Source organism: Coleofasciculus sp. C1-SOL-03, assembly GCF_040220555.1.
Taxonomy (GTDB): domain Bacteria; phylum Cyanobacteriota; class Cyanobacteriia; order Cyanobacteriales; family Coleofasciculaceae; genus Coleofasciculus.
On the sequence record NZ_JAVJUO010000077.1, the window covers coordinates 102,464 to 120,596 of the forward strand.

An 18,133-nucleotide genomic window follows, 5' to 3' on the forward strand; every position below is an offset into this window, starting at 1 on the left:
CTGCAACCCCGAGGCTGATAAATATAATTTACCATTCAATCCTTATGATTAATTTCCGGATCATTCCCCCAGCACCATCAATAATTTAATCTATGCCTTATTTTTAGGATAGCATTGTACATTGTATAGTTGCTAAACTTCATTAAAACTTAATTTACAGGTTGTCCAAGGTATAGATTGTGTAAATTAAGTAGGGGCTGCTGAATAAGTCTTGCGGTGGGGACAGGGAATAGGGAACAGGCTTTCTTGCAATAGTTTCAATCCTCTGTTGAGGGAAAATTTGGCGCTTAAGTTCTGTGAATATGCCTCAAACCCTTACATAAACGTAGCTTGCTTGGCGCTCCCTTGAGTATGACAAAGGACAAAGGACATAAGACAAATGACGAATGACAAATTACCAGGGACTACCAATCATTGTGAACGCACTCCAGTAGTAAGGATGTTCAAAGGTTTGATCTCTTAACCTCGCTAGTTCCGGTGGCAAAGACATCGTTTCCTGAGTTGTTATCAGTTGTCCATCCTTGGTATAAACTTGCCCTTTGAGCATCGCTAATTGAGCTTGGCGCATAGCTTCTGCCTTAATTGGAGCTTGTTTGAGCTGCTGATAAAATTCAGTTATCAACCCCAAGGTTCCTTGATCACTCACATACCACAAACTTCCCACTGCCGACTTAACTCCCGCTTTAACAGCTAACCCAGCAAAGCCTAATTCCGCTTCCTCATTCCCCAATGCCGTGCGACAAGAGCTTAGCACCAATAACTCTACCGTTGGCTTGTTTAAGCCTAACTCAGATAGTTGATTTAGTCGCAGTTTACTATCCCAAAATTGGATATAGGAGTTACTCAGATCTCCTGGCACGAAATCAGCATGAGTTGCCAGATGAATCATGCCATAAGGCTGACGGTTTTGCTGTTGTTTTAGGTTATTCACCGTAAATGATTCATTGAGAAACGATTTTCCCTGCCATATATCCTGGGTGATTTCTGATAACTCTACTGGCACAGCTGGTAATGGTTGTTTATCGGTAAATTGCGAGGCTCCCATTGCCAGAACTTCCATGTTGGTAACAGGCTCATAACGGGTATCGGTGAGACTAAGACTCGGCATTAAACCAACACTGTACTTTTCGATGAGAAACTGTTCACCATCATAGAGTGCCGCCACTGGAACGGAGCGCAAGTTAGTATCGAGAAGGAAAATGAGATTTTCGATCCCTTGACCTTGAAACTCATCTTCCAACGGCTTCACCAACCAGTTGTAGAGTTGTTGTCCCGGCACAATATAACCTTTTTGGCTACGGACATTGGTGACTTGCAAACGAAATTCATTAGCAACTTTCAGGACTTGCTCACGGGTTACTCCTTCTACTTCTTTACGAATTGGGGTTCCTTGAGCAGTTACCAGCAGTATTTCTAACTGATCTTGAGGACTTGGAGTTGGGAAGGGTACATTTGTTGCCTCCTCAGTAGTAATCGTTTGGGGAGCAAAACCGACATAGATGAGTGCGGGTTTAGCTCCAGTTGATTTTTCAGTATTAGCGAGAATTTCCCGGCTTTCTGCTAGGGTTCTCAGGGAAATATCTCCAGGTAGCTCTAAATATTCATTGAATTGCTGCGTGAATTTTTCTTCAAACTCAGCCACAGAATTCGTTTGAGTTGAATTTATCGGCGGGTTTGTTTCGGATTGCTCTTGGGTTGTAGTAGATTGGTTGTTGTCAGAGGGGGATTGGTTAACTGGGTTGTTATCACTCGGTTCATTACTACTTGGGTTTGTACTATTTAGATTAGGTTCAGGAATTGGTTCCGGTTCAGGATTGGGTTCAGCTTCCGGTTCAGTAATCGGTTCGGCTTCAGTAATCGGTTCAGTAATCGGTTCGGCTTCAGTAATCGGTTCAGGAATTGGTTCGGCTTCAGTAATCGGTTCCGGTTCCGGTTCAGGAATTGGTTCGGCTTCAGTAATCGGTTCCGGTTCCGGTTCAGGAATTGGTTCGGCTTCAGTAATCGGTTCCGGTTCCGGTTCAGTAATCGGTTCCGGTTCCGGTTCAAGAATTGGTTCGGCTTCAGTAATCGGTTCCGGTTCCGGTTCAAGAATTGGTTCGGCTTCAGTAATCGGTTCCGGTTCAGGAATTGGTTGAGGAATCCGTTCATAAATCAGTGCAGGAATCCGTTCATAAATCCGTTCGGGATTGGGTTGCGGTTGGGGATTGGGTTGCGGTTGGGGATTAGGTTGCGGTTGGGGATTGGGTTGCGGTTGGGGATTGGGTTGCGGTTGGGGATTGGGTATGGGGTTGGTTTGGTTAGGTGTGATCTGAAGCTGACCCCTATTGCCTGGTGGGAGAGCCGTCTGATCGATATTGCCTGGTGTAATCGAACCCCCTGCTGTCAAGCTTACGTCGCCTGAATTACCTTGTCCTTGCTCACTAGCATCTATATCATTGATGCTGATATTACCTCCAGCTGTTACTGTTACAGAACCCGCGTTCCCTTGTCCTTTATCACTGGTGTTGATAGTGTCAGTCGTAATATTTCCTTGAGCCGACAGATTGACAAAACCCGGCTCGTCTCTACTACCCCTACTTGTAGTCGCCGTTATAGTATCCGTAATAATGTCACCAGTGGCAAACAATATTACAGGACCAGCATTAGCTTGATTAAGTACAGAAACTTCATCGGAAGTGTTAATATTGCCTACATTGATACTTCCTGATGGCAGCGATAACGGTGATCCTGGTGTTTGAAAATTGGTTGAGCCTTCAGTTGCAGGAACGTTAGTCGAAGTTACCGCATCCAAGCCAGCTCGCAAAATTAGTGTTGGTTGACTGGTCAAAAACTCCAAATCTGAATCAGAAATTCCCTCAGTAGCATCAAGAGAATCATCGGGTCTAGTAATTGTAATATTGCCCCCCTGGATACTACCTGTCGCCTCTACTAAAAGGGCTGCACCTGTGTAATCACCAAACTCAACATCACCATCAACCCGAATAATTGGGTCATAAAGGCTAACAAAATTACCTGGCTCTCCCGATAAATTCAGAATCGAGAAATTGCCCCCACTGGTAAAGTGAGCATCGCCCGAAACATTGCCATCACTGACTAAACTGAGATTTCCACCACTTTGAAACGGAGTTTGGGGATGATTCAGCGCTAAAATATCAATACTTTGATTTCCCTGAATGTAGAGATTACCGCCAGCTTGGGCAAGAAACGGATTGACCAGACTATCTCGCACCCTTACTGTATCCTTCGCTAACAGATTTAAGTCTCCCATCGTTTGTAACTGACTCTCTACTAACGTCAGATTCTGTTGAGCGGATAGTGTAGCCGTTTGGGAATTCACATTACGCGCCACGATATCCCCATTTTCTACAGCGATACCTGACCCAACGAACTTCACTTCTCCACTATTACTCACCTCCACACCTGGTATCTGACCACTCCCGGTTAATAACTGAGGCAAATTCAGAGGAGTTAATGGGATTGAAGCAGAAGGTTGAACCTCTAAACTCAGCAGATGTCCAGGTTGGCTAATCCGCACCGTACTCTCACCAGGGACAGTAGTTACACTGATTCCTCCGTCTGGTGCGGTTAAGCTTCCCGTACTGACAACTGTACCCCCCACTAAGCTTAAATCTCCGGCTTCTACCCCCAAATTCCCCCCATTCACAATTGACCCAGGGTTGGCGGTGTTAAACGTAAAAGCATTGGGTTGACCAATCAATGTGGCATAATTATTTGCCCCTTGTGCATTAAACCAATTCTCGCCAAAACCAATACCTGTAGCCGTCGTAGCGGTAAAGGATGCGGGGACGTTAAGTTGAGCATTGTCACCAAAGACAATACCCGCAGGATTCATTAAAAATAGATTAGAATTTCCCCCCGTGACTTGCAGCAATCCATTAATGACGGAAGGGTCGCCCCCTGTCACACGGGACAAAATGTTTTTAATAGTAGGATCAGAAATAAAATTAGCGGTTTGGTTCGCCTCTAAACCAAATTCGCTGAAGCTATGAAAACGATTCGCACCATCCCCAGAGGTTTGTCCCCCGCTGATGTCAAACTGATCACCATTGGTTGTGACCACAGTTCCCGTACCATCTGGTGCTTCAACAACCGATTGAGCCTGTCCTGGCGTTGGTAAACCTGCCAGGAGGAATGTTAGCAGTAGATAATGGGTTCGTTTTCTTTTTTTCTTAGTCATGGCGAATAGATTGGCAACCACCAACCAGCAATTGGTCAATACTGTTGTGTTCATCTTGTATGTCATTGGTTGTCGCCTATTCTAGGGTCAAAACTGCTCAGTAAAAATGACGAGTTTTAAGCTATTTAGTTTCCTGGCTTTTAGCGATTTAAAGGGTGGTTTAATGAATTTTTATGCTTCATTCAATCTTAATAAAATCTAGTTTTTGTAAAGTTAACGCTTTGGCATTAAAATGCAATATCCTTTTTTTAGCCCTCCTTAAAAATATTATAAATAATTGTCAGACTCATGGGACATTTAAGGTATACCCCATTTGGGTGAATTTCTCCTGTGGAGATCTAGACAGTTTGGCAGCATGTCAGGCTACAGCCTCACCCCCAGATCCTCTCCATCCCCCTTCCGTCCCCCTTGTTGATCCCTCTTCCGTCCCCCTTGTTGATCCCCCTTCCGTCCCCCTTCAAAAGGGGGAGACCAGAGGATGCGGGAGCTTTTTGTTCTAAAGTGAGTTAATTTAACGTATAACGAATTTAGATTGAGCAATAAACAGTGAAAAATTATATACTGGAATATGTTGAAGCATTAAAGTTTAGGGCTGATGAAACTAAAAGGGCGGGTCACTGCTTATCTACCGGAAGAAATCCAGAGAGCCTTGGAACAGTGGGCAGAGGAAGAAAGTCGGTCACTGAGTAGCCTAGCAACCTACTTGTTAACTCAGGCTGTCAAAGAGCGTCAACAACAACAAAACCAGTCGAATTAGGGCTTGCTGAATACGTGTTGTTGGTTAGGGAAGGCAACAGGGAACAGGGAACAGGCAACAGGGAACAGGCAACAGGCAACAGTTTCAATCCCTGTCTCAGGAAGATTCTGCTCCCCTTCAGCGCACAATGCCAATATGTAGGGGACTTATCAGCCAATTGGCGTAAAAGATTAAGAAGTTTTGCTGAGGCGGGAACCCATCCTCAGAGGACACAATTGCATATAGGGACAAATCAGAACCTGAATGGTTTAGGGCTTGGGCAATTTGAGGAACCAGCACGCTACCTCAAATAGTATGCACAAGCCCTCTCTCTATTTAGGTGGGTGGACACAATTAAAGTTAACGGTTGAGATTTGAGATTAGGGAACTCTTAACAGGGAACAGGGAACAGTAAGGGTTTGAGGGAAATTTACTTGCACTTAATACAGTACCGTTTTCTTTTGTCCGACTACTGGACTGACACAGCTAAAATTGTGGAATAGATCTTACCGTGAAATTGGGCGCAAGCCTTGCGCCCCTACAATTCTAATTTACCATTTTAGGTGTGCCACGCCACTACTTACTGATTCGGCTCAGATTCGGCGGGTTGGTTAGACTCTGATGGCTGGCTAAAGTCTAGCAGAGATTGAGTACCGGGAAAATAAGTTGCCCAAAACGAAACAATAGGACGCCGTTTCCAGTTTTGACGACTCACGTCGAGCAACAAAATCGGAGCGATCGCGTTATTATGTTGTCCAATAATGGTCACGGCGACATCAGTGACTAATATATCACCATCGAAACTGCGTTGGGCGGCGGCTCTAGCAACGGCTTCAGCGCGGCGGAGAAAGTTAGAATAACTTTCCTCGGGTTGACTGATCAGAGAGACTTCCACTCGTGCGGTGTAAGCTTGAGCCATCTCAGGAGCGATCGCGGCGGTGATCAGCCAACTGATACTGGTACAACCGAACAACACCCATAAACCGAGTGGCGCAATTTGTTTTCGGGCAATTGACTGGATCATTGGGGTAGACGACGGGTTATGAAACAGAAATTTTAACAGCAGACGTTACCTGGGATAACCCCTGAAGGGCGGATTGTTGATGATTCTTCAAATCTCCCCATTGGAGACGATTTCAAGGTTATCCTGACGGACAGGCGGCGAAGACTATAAAATGATTTTGTCTGTAATGTCTTGATCAAGACTGAATCGTTAGTCCGACAAGACGATGGCAACACTGATCAAGTTCCAGCCGCCAACGTCGAAACCCAAAACCCATGGCAAATTACGCTTGCGTTGCAATTGGCATTAATCGCTATCAGTTTTTACCGCCCTTAAACTACGGACAGGCGGATGCTCAAGCCTTGTGGCAGTTTTTGGTGCAGCAGGGGAATGGGTCATCTGAGGATTATTTAGTATTAACTGACCATTCACCTCTGATTGATCGTCAATCCACTTATCCCAACCAAGACAATATTTGGCGCTGGCTGGACGCGACTCGCCAACCCTCCCCAACGAATGGCAAAACCTCTGCGTCGAAGTCTTGGCGGTGGTTCTTTTTCAGTGGTTATGGAGTCTGTTGGCAACAAGCTGATTACTTGATGCCTATTGATGGGAATCCCCAGGATATTCCCCGTACCGGGATACCGATGCGATCGCTTCTCAGTTCGCTTCAGCCTCAAGGGGATGAAAATCTGCTAGTTTTACTGGATATTAACCGATCGCCAGGACTGCAAGCCGGGGAATCGGTGGGTGCGGAAACCGTGGAATTAGCCCGTCAGATGGGAATTACGCTGATCATGTCCAGTCAGCTTGGGCAATTTTCCCACGAAGCGACGGCGTTGCGGAATGGTTTGTTTAGCGCCGCCTTACTGGAAGCCCTGCGCTACTATCAAACCGATCTAACCCTGGCAAACTTGGAGCAGTATTTAGGCGATCGCTTACCGGAGTTAAGTCAACACCACTGGCGACCGATACAGACGCCTTTAATTATTATTCCTTCTGAAGCCACCCGACAACAACTCATTTTACCTATCTCTGGGTCTACTTCCATCGAAGAGACAACGGCGACACCAATAGCCTCAACCTTAACATCGGGGGATCAGACCAATGGCAAGTCAGCCTATCAAGACGCCTCTACTGATAATGGGAATGGCGCAACCGCCCCTGTCTCCAAGTATGCCGTTGCCATACCGGACAAACAACCGACGCATTCGTTAATACCTAGGGATGTCGATGAACAGTCCAACTCAGCAACTTCCGACTCAGCAACCGCTTTGGTTAAAATACCTGATTTTGTGTCCGACAACGATAGTCCAGAGGATCAGACATGGAAACAATGGCTGCTGCAAGGGGGTGGACTGATACTGGTTTTGGTGCTGATGCTAATCACGCTCAAGATGCTTAACCGTCAAACTGGGACAACTCCCCAGATTATTCAGCCTGTCACCGAAACCCAACCCACAGCCGATGAAGAGACGGAGGGGTCAGTGACTCAAAGTCCCGTCGCTGATCAGACTAGCCCTGCACCTGAAGCCACTGGTTCACCGCTTCCCCCCTCACCCGTGGAGAATCAGCGTATTGCACCTGTGTCTGAGGATAAACCTCAGGAACAAGCCCCCACCTCACCACCGCCCTCTGATCCGGAATCCATGGAAGCCAACCAACGGATTTTGGCACAAGCTAAGGGTAGAATCCAACCCAATCAAGCCTCCCTCTTCAGTCAAGCGATCGCCCAAGCCCAGAAAATTCAACCCGGTGAACCTCTTTACCAGGAAGCGCAACAGGATATCCAGCGCTGGAGTCAGGTGATTCTTGACTTAGCTGAAGGGCGGGCGAAACAAGGCAATTTTGCATCGGCGATCGCGGCGGCAAAATTAGTTCCCTCTACCAATTCCTCAATTTATAATCGGGCGCAGTCGGCGATTAAAACCTGGCAGACTCAAGCGAAACAGCAGCAGCAAAACCAAGCCATTATTCAAGCGGCTAAACAGCAACTGCGACGGAATCAAGCCTCGTCTTATAATCGGGCAATTAATACTTTAAGTAAAATTCCCCCAGGTCAACCGGGTTATGATCAAGCGCAACAGTTAATTGATCAATGGAGTCGCCAGATTTATCTAATTGCCAATTCTCGTGCATGGCGGGGTCAGTTGTCACTGGCGATAAAAACCGCCGCCTTAGTTCCGCCCGATACTCCCTCATACCCAGCCGCGCAGCAGGCGATCGCTCGATGGCAGAAAGGTCAACGCTAAGGAGCCAACACGATACACTTAAAGGAAGTTACTACGTGCCAGAGACATCCATCATGATGATTCAATCAGCACCAAACCTGATATCCGTTGATGAATTCATCACTTGTTATGGCGACGATAATCGCTATGAATTAATCGATGGGGAATTAATCGAAATGGAACCAACTGGACCCCATGAACAAGTTGCAGCATTCGTTGGGCGCAAGCTGAACGTAGAGATTGATCGCCAAGATGCCACTTATTTCATTCCCCATCGCTGTCTGATTAAGCTTTTAGGAACAGAAACGGCATTCCGTCCCGATGTCATTGTTTTAGATCAAACCCAGTTGATCAATGAACCCCTGTGGCAGCAAGAACCTATCATCACTCTGGGAAACACCATAAAGCTAGTTGTGGAAGTGGTCAGCAGCAATTGGCAAAACGACTATGCTCGGAAAGTTGAAGACTATGCGATTTTAGGGATTCCTGAATATTGGATTGTGGACTATCTAGGAGTTGGCGGCAGAGAGTATATTGGTAAACCTAAACAGCCAACTATCACGATTTGTACTCTCGTCGAAGATGAGTATCAAAAGCGATTATTTCGGAGTAACGATTTGCTCGTATCCTTAATCTTCCCAGAGTTACAACTCACAGCAAAACAAATCTTCAACAGCAGCACATTTGGAACGATGATCGCCTAAACCCTGTCCGATTTTTCTGAGGTGTAACAAACTCAGTAGGTTGGTGGAAATAAACTAAACTATATTAATTTTTTTAAATGTCCCTCAGAACGGTTAGCCGCACAGTTAAGATCGGCTGGGATTGAACCTGAAGTTTAGGTTGTAGATGGTTTAAGCTGTTCGGCATTTAAACCTTAATATCAATCATGGCGAAATCGTTGGTGTGCGAGCATCTTGCTCGCTACCAATACCCAATTTAAAGGCATAACAGCTTACCTAAAGGAAAGTGATATAATAGGGTATTATCACTATAAAAGCCAGATCAGAATCATGTTTAAAAAATTTCTCGCCAGAGTAGGAATTGGTTCTGCCACCGTTGATACTCGCCTATCAGTAGCGTCTTTGGTTCCGGGTGAAATGCTCCAAGGAGAGGTTCATATTACAGGGGGAGAGTCTGACCAAGAGATTGATGATATTTACCTCTATGTTGAAACGGAATACAAACGGGAATATGAGGATACAACAACGACAGAAACCTGTGAATTAGTAAAGTATTGTCTGAGTGAGCGCTTTGACTTACACCCTCAAGAAAACAAAGTTATCCCCTTTTCCTTCCCACTTCCTTATGAAACACCATTGACGCTGGGACATCAACCTGTTTATGTGCGAACTGGGTTGGATATTTCCATGGCAGTTGATCCGAAAGACACTGATTATATAGAGGTGCATCCCCATCCTTTAATGCAATTAGTGCTAGAAGCTTGTCAGAATCTAGGCTTTCAACTTCATAAAGTCGATTGTGAGTATAATCCTTATTTAGGCGGAAATGTTCCCTTTGTTCAAGAGTTTGAATTTCGACCGATTGGTCAGTATCAGGGACAGTTGGATGAATTGGAAATCGTGTTTTCACTCCAATCAGACGACTTGTTAGATGTTTTCCTGGAAATTGATAAACGGGCGCGGGGTTTTGGGGGGTTTTTACAAGAAGCCTTTGATATAGATGAACGCTATGCCAGTGTGCAAATTTCATCGGATTATTTGACTAGTCCGCTAACGGATGTTGAGGCGATTTTAGATAGTACGATTCAAAGTTATTTACATTAATACAACCGCCAAAACCTTGTAGAGACGTTCCATGGAACGTCTCTACAGTGGGGTAGTATAGCACTACGCATTAGGGTTAGGACAAATGAAGAAAAAATCAAATCGCTCAATCCCTTGTCAGGTAAGCGTTTTTCTTCACTATTGCCTATTGCCTATTGCCTAGCGCGTAGCGCTATAAATCCTCATTCCCCAGCTAAACTTACATGCACCGTTGTTTCCTTTCCTGGACTACTTTCAATGGTTAATTCTCCCCCATGTAATTGAGCTAAACGCTGGGCGATCGCTAACCCTAATCCTGACCCTTGTTGTTCATAAAGTTTGCGCTCAAACTGCATGTAGGCTCCCAGATTGGCGATTTGCTCCGATGTCATCCCCCGTCCCTGATCAGTAATGGTGAGAATGACGCGATTTTGCTCGAGGCGATCGCGAATCCTAACGGTTGTTCCGGGTGGGGAAAATTTAAACGCATTATCAACCAGTTCTTCGACCAATTTCCGCAAATTCGGTTCCGACATATAAATCTTGGTTCCTTGCAGGAATAACTCTAAATCTGTCTCCCGCTTAACCTGTTTGGCTTTCCGATGAACTACGTCAAAAATTAGGGGGTAACTCTCACTTTTGACCTCGCGACTCTGTAGCGCCTGAAGCCGTGCTGGATCATTTGCCATTAATTCCAGTTCGGCATAGAGTAAGAAGTTCTTTGTCAGCCGATATAAGCGTTGACTGGATGTGTGAATATCTTGTAAAATTTCTAGGGCTTCATCTCGGTCAATATCATCGTATTCATTCATAAAAAAGCTAGATGACGCGATGATTCCATTTAGGGGTGTATATAACTCATGGGGGAGGGAATGGCAGATTTGACCACGCAACTCATCCAACTTCTTTTGGGATTGTCGTTCTAGAACCCCCTGTTTCTCAAATCGCGCCGCGATCGCTCTCAGTAACGCTTCTCTCGTAAAGGGTTTACTTAAATAATCATCTGCGCCGGATTCCATTCCCTGACGCAGATCAGCTTTGGCGGATTTAGCGGTAAGAAAAATAAATGGAATGGCTTCGGTGGAGAGATTTTGGCGTAGCTGAGTTAATACCCCATATCCATCCACTTCTGGCATCATAATGTCACAGATAATTAAATCGGGTCGTTGCTGTTGTGCCAACTGGATGCCAGTTTTACCATTTTCTGCTAAAAGTACCTCAAACTCTTCGGCTGATAACAGTTCATAAATGTTCTCTCTAATCCCTTCTTCGTCTTCAATAATCAAAATTTTACTCATAAACTTTACCCCTTGTACTTTTCTGTCTTGATCAAGAATAAAGGAACGGGGAACAGGGAACGAGCAGATTACCCTTTCCCCCTCCCCAATCGGTTATACTGAAGTTACCGAACTGGAAATAACAACAGTGAACGTTGTTCCCACACCGACTTGGCTCTCAAAGCTGATCGTTCCCCCGTGCCGATCAACCGCTTTTTTGACAATCGATAGTCCCAAGCCTGTCCCGGAAATATTTCCCACATTGATGCCACGATGGAATGATTCAAACAGCCGTTGTTGGTCGGTTTGAGAAATGCCGATACCTTGGTCTTTAACGCGGAAAATTAATTGATTACGGCGACAAGTGAGTTCCAGACAAACCGGACGCTCAATCGGTGAATATTTTAGCGCATTTGATAATAAATTACCCAGGATATGGCGCAGTAATTTCTCATCAAGGGAAACGGGTCTCAATTGCCCCTGATGAGTAAAGCACAGAGAATGGTGGCGACCAATTCCCTGTTGAAATTCCTCGACCAACTGTTGACAAAATTGTCGTACATCCATCTGAGCCGGGTTAAAGTCTAATTTTCCAGCTTCGGCTGTACCCAACAAGAGGATATCATTCAGCATCTGAGTAATATGATGCACATTCGATTGAATTCGCTCAAAATGAATCTGTTTTTTCTCTTCGGTAAACTTAGCCGAATAATGTTTGAGTAATTCTGTCGAACTGAGGATTGTGGTTAAAGGCGTGCGAAACTCATGGGATGTCATGGAAATAAACCGGGATTTGAGTTCATTGAGTTCTTGTTCCCGGGCTAAAGCTTGGCGAATTTCCTGTTCAGCTTGCTTATCCTCGGTGATATCTTCGGCAATTCCCACAATCCGATAAACTTGTCCAGAGGCATCATAAACCGGAAACGCGCGATCGCGAATCCAACGCTGTTCACCTCCAGGCTGGATAATCCGATAGTCTTCGTGATACTCTCCCCTACCCTGTTTCGCAAACGCCGCCATCACCCGTTCTCGATCCTCTGGATGAATCGTTTCGACAAAGGATAAAGGATTGTCATAAATACTTTGGCAACTACGACCCCAAATCTGTTGATAGGCTGGACTAACATATATCATCTGGGACTTCGCCACATCGGTAATCCAAAACACCTCATGAATGTTCTCCGCAAGCTGGCGAAACCGTTGCTCACTCTCCTGTAACGCTGCTTCTGTGCGCTTGCGATCGCGAATATCTTCGATCACACCGACAAAATAGTCCAATTCCCCGGTAGACTTCCGCACCAATGAACCCGTGAGATTCACCCAAACAATTGAGCCGTCTTTGCGAATGTAGCGCTTCTCCATGGAGAATGTCTTAATCTCACCTGCTAATAATTGGTTAACATAGTGTTTATCGGTATCAACGTCATCGGGGTGGGTAATATCCACAAAGGTTTTCGTCAACAATTCATCCAGCGTATATCCGACAATATCGCAAAAGGTTTGATTCACCCGCAAAAAGCGATCGTCCCATCCGGTATGGGTAATTCCCACCGTCACCTGTTCAAAGGTTGAGCGGAATCGTTCTTCGCTAGTTCGTAGCGCCGCTTCCGTTTGCTGGCGTTGGGTAATATCGCGACAGATACAAATAAAATCCCCATCTGGAGTCAATGTTAGAGACACTTCCTCAGCAAACGTACTCCCATTTTGACGTAGCGCCACAGCTTCACCGCGCCAATAGCCCTGTTGCTGCAAAATGGGAAAAATATCGCGTTCAAATCGCATGATTTCCTCTGGAGGATACAGATGTCGCCAAGACTTCCCCAGCAACGCCTCAGAGGTATTATATCCAAACAGTTGAACGTGGGCGGGGTTGAGATACGTATACTCCCCCTTAGCGTTAAGAATCGCAATTCCTTCTGTGGTGGCTTCAATCGCTGCTAACTTTTGTCGCAATTGGGTTTCTACCTGTTGACGTTCGGCAATTTCATGCTGTAATTTTTGATTACTTTGCTGCAATTGAGCCGTGCGTTCTTCAACCCGGCGTTCTAGTTCTTGTTTCGCCTGTTGCAGTTCTAATTCCACTCGTTTACGTTGGATGAGTTCCGTTTGCACCTGCTCAAATAGGCTAGCTTGTTGAATCGCAATTCCGACCTGTACCGCTAACTGTTGCAGTAACTCAATTTCTGAGGTTTGCCACTGTCTAGGTGCATGACACTGTTGAACCGTCAGCAGTCCCCATAATTCATCATCCTTAATAATAGGAACTACTAAGTTGGCGCGAATTTGTAAGCTGGCTAAAAGTTCAACATGACAAGGGGTAAGTCCGGCGGTATAAATATCGTCTGTGGCTTGGAAACGACCGTTTTTGTACGACTCGACACTGGTTTGTTCAAAGCAGGGATCATGGACAACCACGCCAGACAGGGACTCCCATGCAGCATCTACCGATTCCACCATCACTGTACCACTCCAGTCGGATTGAAATCGATAAATGAGTACCCGGTCAACTTGAAGCCATTCTCGTACTTCTTGCAGGGTGGTTTTGAGAATTTCTTCAAGGTGCAGAGATTGACGAATTCTTAGCGATATGCTGTAAAGCAGGTGTTCTTTGGTTGAGTGTTGAGTGTTGAGTCTTGACCCTTCGCCACCCTCGTAGGGAACCTGGTTTGTAGGGGCGGGTAATGAAACTTTCTTTTCGCTATTGATGGTATCGTTTGTACAAAACCCGCCCTGACTGAGTGTTAACTGGGTATCAGTTTGAGGAATCAGTTCAGCATTAGCCGGAGAAATAGAGGGCAAAATTGGATTGAGAAACGATAAGGTTTTGCCATTCAGATTTATTGCCCACAACAAGCTATCCTGGTCAATCATCCCTTGCCATTCTCCCTGATTTCCGAAGACGACCAATTGCTGAATGTGCCACTGTTGCATCCGTTGATACGCCGTACCTAAAAAATCATCAGCACGAATGCTAAACAACGGCGAACTCATTACCGTTTGGGCATCAAGCTGTTGACAATCTAACGGTAGGGCTTGAAACTGAACAATATCGTCGGCTGTAACAATCCCGATGGGAAGAGGGGATTGACTAAACGAAAAGTCTAAATCTGTAACCGTCTCTCCGGTTAAGAGTTCCCTGTGTCGAACAATCACCACGTAACCAACACCATAAGTTGCCATCAACTGGGCTAACTCTTGCACTGATGCTGTAGGAGGCGCACAAATCACCTGAGTGGTCATCACTTCAGCAACAGAATGTAACCCCATCACATCCGTCATTTGTAGGAGGTGGCGCATTCTCTGGGGGGTGACAATTCCCAACAGATAACCACTATTGTTGAGTATGGGTAGATGATGAATACTATGCTGCTGGAACAAGTTGAGGATGATTGTTACATCTTGACAATCTGAAGCATTTAGAGTGACTAATTTCCGAGTCATCACATCAGCCGCCGTCAGTGTGTCTAAATTCATGTCAAACGCGGCTAACCGGACAAAATCTTGCTCTGTCAACAAGCCAAGCAGTTGCATTCCCTGCATGACTAAAACACAACTGGTTCTCGCCTGCTTCATCAAACGCCAATCGGGTAAGGGATGGTAACTCATAGTAGACGTGTCTGATAAACAGGTGGTGCAATCACATCCAGCTTCTTGAGCAATCAGCCGGATAACCTCACTCAAGGCTGTCTCTGGTGCAACACTCAAGGGATACGGGTCAATTACCGCCTCTAAGGGTAATGACGAGAGGGAGAGGTCTAGGAGTGACATGGCAAACTTCAGAAGTGTAACGATAGGAGAGTCTGGGGTCTTATCTTTTATCAAACGCCAAGTCAACTGGATTTGACATCCGTAGGTTTACGGACTCTGAGAACCTGATTGTCCTCATTCACCGTATTTTTTCTGAGGGTTTGTCATTGGTTATTGGTCATTGGTCATTGGTCATTGGTCATTTGTCGTTTTCATCTCTGCACCTGTGCACTCCTGCTCTCTTGCTTTCTTGTATAGCACTACGCACTTTTTCACTATTGCCCATTGCCTATTGCCCATTGCCTATATTCCCTATTCCCTGGCGCGTAAGCGTTATATGTGCGAGGAATTGCGGAATCAGCAAATTATCAACCCTGTTTTTTTGTGTAATTTCCCGGAGGAAAAATAAGCCAAATATCTCTAGGATTGATTTAGAGTCAAGGTGATGTTTTATGCGGGTTCATCAACATTCTATTTTATTGGCAGAGGTGAAGCAACAAGTTAAGCAACTGACTCTTGAGGAAAAGGCTCAATTAGTCGAAACCTTGCTGACTGGAACTGACTCACCAGCGATTTTGGGGTGCTTGGATTTATCGAATTTGTTTTTCGCGATCGCGAGTTGGATTGCTACACGAGAACTATAAGCCAAAACCGATGAGTAAGACCCCTTTTTCAGACCCCTTTTTTGCCCAAATTCCTGGGGAAACACTCCAGACATTCACACCCGAACAGTTAGAGGCGATTAAATATGCTTTTAGTCCCCGCCCTTGGAAAACGCATCCGGTTGATATCCGCTTAACCTTACCGATTCCTGGATGCCGCTTTTATCTCGTTTTGTTAGGCGGACGAGAATCGCGTTCTCCTCAACGGCGGCGTGCTGAACGTTCTCAATTTCCGCTATGGACGCCTGCCAATATTGTATTGATTACGGCTTTTTTATCGTTATTTATAACATCCGGTTATGCCACAGTTTCAGTCTTCTTTGCTTCCCTCAAACCCTTCAGTCTTCCCACTACCGCCTATCCCACCAGTCTGCCCTGGATTACTAATTCAGAACAGTGTGAGAAAACCAATAGAACCTGGTCAGAAGGGCAATGTTGGGACAGTGAACACAATCCTCTATTTTAACCCATTTTTTGCATTTTATCATTGAAGTTTATCCGCTTAAATGATTTTGTTATAAAAACTACATTCAGAAAAGCCAACCTTTTATGAAACCGTCAAAACCTGATCCATTCCTTGAACAATTTTTCGCTCGAATTCCCCCTAAAACCGCTGCTACATTTAATCCTAATCAACTGGACATCCTTAAGCAAACATTCGGGAATCGTGCCTCGAAAAAACATGCTGTTGATTTACGCTTATCGATGCCATTTCCCCAAGGAGGCTTTTACTGGGTGCTATTAATAGGGCGGGAAAAACGTGGTCGCGATCGCCTTCAGCAAGAGCGTCAGAAACATCCCCTCTGGACGGTTGCCAATGGTTTAGTGATTTCCGGCTTTTTATTAATGATTGCCACAGCTTTACTCGGTACAGTTTTTATTCTGGAAGAGCAGGCAGACATTCAGATTAACCCAGAGGTTAACAACTTTGTCAAGTAATAAATTAGGGGCGCACTGACGGCATCCGTGTCAACTTAAGCTGAAAAGTTTTTCCCTGTCAGAGTTTGAATCTCGTCGCCTTAATCTTAACCCCCCTTCCCCCTATTAGATCCCCCTCCCGTCCCCCTATTAGATCCCCCTCCCGTCCCCCTATTAGATCCCCCTCCCGTCCCCCTATTAGATCCCCCTCCCGTCCCCCTTCAAAAGGGGGAAGCCAGAGGATGCTTCGCTTTTATTGCACGGGAGAAGGGAAACCCGTTCCTAGTTCGTAGTTCATAGTTCGTAGTACGGGCTTTAGCCTGTTACAAGTCTCGCCGCCACCCCAACCCGTTCTCTAAAATCAATTCCACCCACAAACCCTTCCCCCTTCACCAACCCATGTAGAGACGTGCCATGGCACGTCTAGAACAGGTTAACTCGGCTTCTCTGGCAAAACCTGGGATGTATTTATCGCACGCTTCCAGGAAAAAAATAGTAATGCAACGAATAAAGATATCGCCATTTATCTCGAAGCTGAATTACTAGAAGGAACCCGTGATGGGTCAAATCCAGCAACCATTCTCCGCGACCATTTAATCGCCATTTGTGACAAGTTTGAAGCCGAAGGCTACGACTACCAGGGAAGCACCAAGGGAAAGTGGAAAATAGCCAAGCGTTATTTACGCGAGGAGTTGTATCCAGAATGCCTTCGCGAACACATTTGACTGGGCGCACGTCGGTGCGCCCCTACAGAATTATTAACTATGGAAAAACAACGAATTCAAGACTGTTTAAATCTAATTTAAACACTCCTAAGTCTCGGTATCGGTAGGGTGGGTTAGGCGGGAACAAAACCATGGCACATAACCGGAAACTGAACAATCCGCCGTAACCCACCAAAGCCTATGAGGGATACGTTACCCTTCGCAAACACATTTGACTGGGCGCACGTCGGTGCGCCCCTACGGAATTATTAACCATGGAAAAACAACGAATTCAAGACTATTTGAATCTAATTCAAACACTCCTAAGTCTCGGTATCGGTAGGGTGGGTTAGGCGGGAACAAAACCATGGCACATAACCGGAAACTGAACAATCCGCCGTAACCCACCAAAGCCTTTATGAAGAATACGTTACCCTTCGCGAACACACTCGACAACTACGGAAATTGAAATTGGGAAACTAGAAGAATCAATCACATCATTGATTATTTGCTGATGATCATTCTAATGTGGCACAAAATTTAAATAATTTAGCTTTACTCTACAAATCCCAAGGAAAATTAGCCGAAGCAGAAACCTTGTTAAAGCAAGCCCTGGCAATAACACAGCGCTTGTTTGCTGATGACCATCCAAATGTGGCACAAAGTCTGCATAATTTAGCTTATCTTTACCAATCTCAGGGAAGACTAGCCGAAGCGGAACCCCTGTTACAGCAAGCCTTCACAATGAGGCAGCACCTGTTTGCTAATGACCATCCTGATATAGTTACAAGTCTGAATAATTTAGCTTATCTTTATCAATCACAGGGAAGACTAGCCAAAGCAGAATCTTTTTATCAGCAAGCTTTAGCAATGAATCAGCGCCTGTTTGTT

The 18,133-nt window shown here is 45.3% G+C and carries 12 protein-coding genes; 8 read left to right on the forward strand and 4 right to left on the reverse strand.

Annotated elements, in window-relative coordinates; genetic code table 11:
- Positions 1–394: 394 nt before the first annotated feature.
- Positions 395–4,252, reverse strand: coding sequence for a CHAT domain-containing protein (locus RIE73_RS13505; RefSeq protein ID WP_446401665.1), 3,858 nt, complete (start codon positions 4,250–4,252; stop codon positions 395–397).
- Positions 4,253–4,793: 541 nt separating this feature from the next.
- Here RIE73_RS13505 and RIE73_RS13510 point away from each other — a divergent pair.
- Entirely contained in the window at positions 4,794–4,955 is a 162-nt protein-coding gene (locus RIE73_RS13510; protein ID WP_006104592.1) for a ribbon-helix-helix domain-containing protein, read from the forward strand.
- Between the two features lie 559 nt (positions 4,956–5,514).
- Here the strand turns inward: RIE73_RS13510 and RIE73_RS13515 are convergent.
- On the reverse strand, positions 5,515–5,958 hold the full coding sequence (locus tag RIE73_RS13515; protein ID WP_446401666.1) for a hypothetical protein: 444 nt from the start codon (positions 5,956–5,958) through the stop codon (positions 5,515–5,517).
- A 254-nt stretch (positions 5,959–6,212) separates the two neighbouring features.
- Between RIE73_RS13515 and RIE73_RS13520 the strand changes: the two genes are divergently transcribed.
- The 3 genes from RIE73_RS13520 (at position 6,213) to RIE73_RS13530 (ending at position 9,955) form a co-directional block, all read left to right on the forward strand.
- Entirely contained in the window at positions 6,213–8,189 is a 1,977-nt protein-coding gene (locus RIE73_RS13520) for a caspase family protein (RefSeq protein ID WP_446401667.1), read from the forward strand.
- 56 nt (positions 8,190–8,245) lie between these two features.
- Positions 8,246–8,872, forward strand: coding sequence for a Uma2 family endonuclease (locus RIE73_RS13525; RefSeq protein ID WP_446401675.1), 627 nt, complete (start codon positions 8,246–8,248; stop codon positions 8,870–8,872).
- Positions 8,873–9,181: 309 nt separating this feature from the next.
- A complete protein-coding gene (locus RIE73_RS13530) occupies positions 9,182–9,955 on the forward strand; it encodes a sporulation protein (protein ID WP_446401668.1) in 774 nt (257 codons plus the stop codon).
- Between the two features lie 182 nt (positions 9,956–10,137).
- Here RIE73_RS13530 and RIE73_RS13535 read toward each other — a convergent pair whose 3' ends face one another.
- On the reverse strand, positions 10,138–11,232 hold the full coding sequence (locus RIE73_RS13535; protein ID WP_446401669.1) for a hybrid sensor histidine kinase/response regulator: 1,095 nt from the start codon (positions 11,230–11,232) through the stop codon (positions 10,138–10,140).
- Between the two features lie 93 nt (positions 11,233–11,325).
- On the reverse strand, positions 11,326–14,979 hold the full coding sequence (locus tag RIE73_RS13540) for a PAS domain S-box protein (RefSeq protein ID WP_446401670.1): 3,654 nt from the start codon (positions 14,977–14,979) through the stop codon (positions 11,326–11,328).
- Between the two features lie 431 nt (positions 14,980–15,410).
- Here RIE73_RS13540 and RIE73_RS13545 point away from each other — a divergent pair, with 431 nt between their 5' ends.
- The 4 genes from RIE73_RS13545 to RIE73_RS13560 form a co-directional block, all read left to right on the forward strand.
- Positions 15,411–15,602: a hypothetical protein gene (locus tag RIE73_RS13545; protein WP_446401671.1), complete on the forward strand. Its 192-nt coding sequence runs from the start codon at positions 15,411–15,413 to the stop codon at positions 15,600–15,602.
- A gap of 10 nt (positions 15,603–15,612) precedes the next feature.
- The gene (locus RIE73_RS13550) at positions 15,613–16,086 is read left to right on the forward strand and encodes a hypothetical protein (RefSeq protein ID WP_446401672.1); all 474 of its coding nucleotides are present in this window, start codon (positions 15,613–15,615) and stop codon (positions 16,084–16,086) included.
- Between the two features lie 83 nt (positions 16,087–16,169).
- Positions 16,170–16,559 carry a hypothetical protein gene (locus RIE73_RS13555; RefSeq protein WP_446401673.1) on the forward strand — a complete coding sequence of 130 codons (390 nt, stop codon included), beginning with the start codon at positions 16,170–16,172 and terminating at the stop codon, positions 16,557–16,559.
- A gap of 1,211 nt (positions 16,560–17,770) precedes the next feature.
- Positions 17,771–18,133, forward strand: a 363-nt coding sequence (locus tag RIE73_RS13560; RefSeq protein ID WP_446401674.1) for a tetratricopeptide repeat protein, incomplete at its 3' end; no start/stop codon positions are given.